The organism is Rhizobium sp. 10N414 (genome assembly GCF_056394785.1).
Map to the genome: position 1 here is coordinate 1 of NZ_JBFTIN010000083.1, position 3,598 is coordinate 3,598.

General features: G+C 58.7%; 5 protein-coding genes and 2 pseudogenes. 1 reads left to right on the forward strand and 6 read right to left on the reverse strand.

The genetic code is table 11. The features are described 5' to 3' along the window. Positions 1–413: 413 nt before the first annotated feature. Positions 414–677 (reverse strand): annotated as a pseudogene (locus tag AC1DE4_RS31475) (Hint domain-containing protein); the annotation flags it as partial. On the opposite strand from AC1DE4_RS31475, the pseudogene AC1DE4_RS31480 reads away from it, so the two are divergent. Continuing rightward, a pseudogene (locus AC1DE4_RS31480) lies at positions 675–860 on the forward strand (hypothetical protein); the annotation flags it as partial. The pseudogenes AC1DE4_RS31475 and AC1DE4_RS31480 sit on opposite strands and share 3 nt — an antisense overlap. A 226-nt stretch (positions 861–1,086) precedes the next feature. Here the strand turns inward: AC1DE4_RS31480 and AC1DE4_RS31485 are convergent. From AC1DE4_RS31485 to AC1DE4_RS31505, 5 genes are all read right to left on the reverse strand, one after another. After that, on the reverse strand, positions 1,087–1,362 hold the full coding sequence (locus AC1DE4_RS31485; protein ID WP_477884728.1) for a hypothetical protein: 276 nt from the start codon (positions 1,360–1,362) through the stop codon (positions 1,087–1,089). 71 nt (positions 1,363–1,433) lie between these two features. Next, positions 1,434–1,814, reverse strand: coding sequence for a DUF6481 family protein (locus AC1DE4_RS31490; protein ID WP_477817952.1), 381 nt, complete (start codon positions 1,812–1,814; stop codon positions 1,434–1,436). A 29-nt stretch (positions 1,815–1,843) separates the two neighbouring features. Next, positions 1,844–2,068, reverse strand: coding sequence for a hypothetical protein (locus AC1DE4_RS31495; RefSeq protein WP_113162487.1), 225 nt, complete (start codon positions 2,066–2,068; stop codon positions 1,844–1,846). Between the two features lie 125 nt (positions 2,069–2,193). Continuing rightward, complete coding sequence (locus tag AC1DE4_RS31500; RefSeq protein WP_018116262.1) at positions 2,194–2,403, reverse strand: cold-shock protein; 210 nt, start codon at positions 2,401–2,403, stop codon at positions 2,194–2,196. 553 nt (positions 2,404–2,956) lie between these two features. Further along, the coding region (locus tag AC1DE4_RS31505; protein WP_477884729.1) for a LysR family substrate-binding domain-containing protein at positions 2,957–3,598 on the reverse strand (642 nt) is incomplete at its 5' end.

Genomic DNA, 3,598 nt, shown 5'->3' on the forward strand with positions numbered 1-3,598 from the left:
CCCGCTCGCCCTGGTTGGCACCGCCTCATATCCGGTTCTTGTTCATCGGCCCGCAGTTTCGATCCACGCTTCCTCCCCACGGTCGGTCGCCCTTCCGCAGTTGCGCTTCTCTTCGTTCGCCGTGACCAGCTTACGGTGGGACTTCCACCCACAAGAATGCGCCCATGCTGGGCGCACAAAAAGAACCCGCTCCCAAGGAAGCGGGTTAGTTGATGACGTGGAAAGGTGGGTCTGAACTAGAGCGTTCAAGTCCTGCCAAAAAACGCGCAGCGAGTTGCCGGGTTCCGGTACGCCAGCGAACCAATCGTGAAAAAAACCCGCCGAAAGGATGGCGGGGTTGAATGGGGGTCAGTGTAGGAAGGGGAATCGAACAACTCGCGTTCTCAGTTCCCCTGACTCCCCGCCGCGCGCGTCTAGGCCGACAGCTCTTTCGCTTGCGCATTAATCTTTTCGTAAGCATCGTCGAACGGATCACGCATTGCCACAAGAGGCGAGGCGCCGAGAAGAAGGAGGGCTTTCAGATGCTTCCAGCCGCCCTCCTCGCCCAGTACCGTCGCATAGGATGTCATCGGCTCGCGTACCTCACCAGCGTGCAGGCATTCGTATTCCGCGAAGTTTGCGAAATTGTCGCGATTGCTGTCCGAGGGGTGGAAGGTCTCTGCCGCAGCGCCTTCAGCACGGTGTCGATGCCGCTTACGTGGAGTCAGGTGAAGACGGACCTGGATCCGAAGCGGTTCACCATCCGAACGGTGCCGGCGCTGCTCGCAAAGACGAGCGCCTGGCAGCATTATTGCGACGGACAGCGATCGCTCGAACGGGCGATCAAGCGGCTGGCCAAGTCGATGAAGCAAGCTGCCTGAACGCGCATTCGGTGAACCACCGTAGGGCCGATCGAGTTCGTTGGGGGCGAACGGCGTTCAGAAAGCCCGGTCTCTTGCTACTGCTCAAGCTTGCCATCGTCAACGCGGTGGCGGATATGATCTTCGATGATTTCGCCGATAAAGCCGTTGATGGCGCCGCCCGGTCGGGGCGATTAATTCAATATCGCGCTACCAATGTTGCCGCTCGAATAAAACGCGCACCCGGTCAAGCTCGGTCGTAGGTAAAGGACGTCAGCAAGGAGGTTACGAAATTGCTCGCCCGTTCCTTGACGAGCACCTCGGTCCACTCATTGGTTCCTCGAAGTCTCAGATCGGTGTAAATGCTGTCTACTGCGGCCTCTACGATGCGTTTGATCTGCGCCTTGAAATTTGCCTCGCCGCCGGCATGGTACATATCACGGATAACCATGCGCAGGATTTCCTGGATGGCGATTTGCCATGACGTGTTGATCGCCTGAAGTTCGTTCGTATCCGGGGCCATCGGGCTCCCTTTCATCTCGAGTGCCCCACACGAACCCGCCATGCTGGCGGGTAGCGGCGTAGCGGCAACAGCTATCCTTTTCTTGCCTTGCGATTGGCATAGCGTCGGTCTCGGTCCGCCTTTCGCACCGCCTCATCTTCGATCACCCGCGCTATACGCGCGTTTTCGGCGATCGCCCGCGCTTCGGTTTCGGCGACTGCTGCAGCCTCGACGGCTGCCTGCCGCGCTGTCGCCTCAGTCTCGATACGCTTCTGCTCCTCAAGCTTGAGACGTTCGCGTTCAACACGCCGCTCTTCACGAGCGGTGGCAATGGCTGCGCGTTCGGCCTGCCTTGCGCTTCTGGCTGGTTCTGCTGCGGCCCTTGCCGATCGGTAGGCGTTCAGGAGAGCAGCTTTGGCGTCAGCGGATGCGGCACGGCGCTCGGAAACTTCGTTTTTTCTGGCGTTCTTCATTCTTATCCCAATAGTGAGTGCAGCAGAGATCAGCGCGCCTTGGCGCGTTTGGCGATGAGGTTGGGTGTCGCCGACATGCTGTCGGCCAGCGCCTTTGCAAGACGTGCCTCTCGAAGTCGAAGAGTTTTGGCATCCCTGGCCTGGGCAACGAAATCCAGCTCTTCTGCAGCGTTGTTTTTGGAGAAGAACTGCGTCTGGACGTTGCTGAAGGCGATCTCCGCCTGCTGGCGGGATTTGCTGTGTGCTTCTGTCATTGGAACCTCGACTGGGTCGGCTTAGCAGCCGGAACAAAAAAGGCCAGGCAAAACGCCTGGCCTTGGTGAAACAGCTTCCGGCAGTGCCAGTACATCCGTGGTCAAAGGGAAGCAGATCTCAATTTCTATTCGGACTGCAGATTGGTAGCAGACATCTTGCCCGACTTGTTGTCGCGCTCGAGCTCGAAGCCGATCTTCTGGCCTTCGACGAGTTCACGCATTCCGGCGCGCTCGACAGCCGAGATGTGCACGAATGCGTCTGCGCCACCGTTATCAGGTTGGATGAAGCCGAAGCCCTTGGTGGAATTGAACCATTTTACTGTGCCAGTGGTCATGATGAACCCTTTCAAAGCATAGATGGAGGAACCGCGCAGCCCATGCTGCGCAGGCGGAAACCGACTGTTTTTGAAAGGGAAGTTCGCTTAAAGCGCGGTGCCAATCGCGCGGTAGACAAAGCTCGGCAAGCAAAAGATCGATGGCGCATTCATAAGGGACTTAAATTGCCGAGTCAACGATTAGTTTTTGTCGCGACGAATATTCGCATTAAGGTTGTGACTCCCTAGCCGTTGCGTTCGGCAGCCTCCGCCCTTCTCAACGGGGAGCGGCGAGCCGCCCAACAGCCTGCAATCAAGCTCAAGCACTCGCCGCGCGCCCCCGCGAAGCGTTGCTGTCACCTGCGGATAATTGATGCAACTACCACGCCCCAGGGTGTGTGCTATAATGCGAGCGTCCGACTTGACCATATAGGTTTTTTCGACGCTCCTGCCGAGTCATGGCTTGCGCTTGAGGTTTCGGCCCTGAGGGCGCAATCCCCCACATCATCACGTCTCGGCGAGCGCAACAAAGAGCGGGGCAACCGACCCTGCCTAGATCCGTTAGTCTATGCTGTCAGCCGCGCCGTGCCAGCGACCGTGCGATGTCGACGATATCGTCGCGGCCAGCGGTTGGATCTTCTCTGTTCCAGGCAATGCCAAGCCCGATCCGGAAGTCGATCCCGCTTACCTTCTTCAGCTCAAAGCCGCGATTGGGAAGATCAAGCGTCCATTCCGGCGCAAAGCCGATGCCAAGCCCGGCAGAGACCAGCGACACCAGCGCATAGGTGTCGTCGCAGCTGAAGGCGATGTTGGCGGTGAGGTCGTATTCCGCAAACTTCTCATTGAAGTAGCGTTCCGTGAACGACAGGTTCTGCCGGTTGAAGGCGATGATCTTCTGAGTACGCAGATCGTCGATGCTGATCTCCTCCCTGGCGGCCAGCGGATTGGCGTGGCCAACCGCCAGGTAGTAGCGCTCATGCGCAAGCGAGACGAAGCGCAACGAGCCGATGTTTTCCACCGGCCGGATGAAGCCCAGATTAAGCTGGCCGGTCTCCAGGCCGCGGATGATCTCGCCGGTATTGCCAGAGGCGATGTGGATGCGGACATCGGGATACTTGCGGGCGATCTTGGCAAGGAAGGTTGGCAGCATGCCCATGGTGGCCGGGTAGATGCTGCCGATCCTGATCTGGCGGATGCGACTGCCGCCGGCTGCCCG

What these genes read in the sequence shown, in the direction of transcription:
- AC1DE4_RS31485 (WP_477884728.1), bottom strand. Translation starts at nt 1,362, where the DNA reads ATGGCCCCGGATACGAACGAACTTCAGGCGATCAACACGTCATGGCAA.
- AC1DE4_RS31490 (WP_477817952.1), bottom strand. Translation starts at nt 1,814, where the DNA reads ATGAAGAACGCCAGAAAAAACGAAGTTTCCGAGCGCCGTGCCGCATCC.
- AC1DE4_RS31495 (WP_113162487.1), bottom strand. Translation starts at nt 2,068, where the DNA reads ATGACAGAAGCACACAGCAAATCCCGCCAGCAGGCGGAGATCGCCTTC.
- AC1DE4_RS31500 (WP_018116262.1), bottom strand. Translation starts at nt 2,403, where the DNA reads ATGACCACTGGCACAGTAAAATGGTTCAATTCCACCAAGGGCTTCGGC.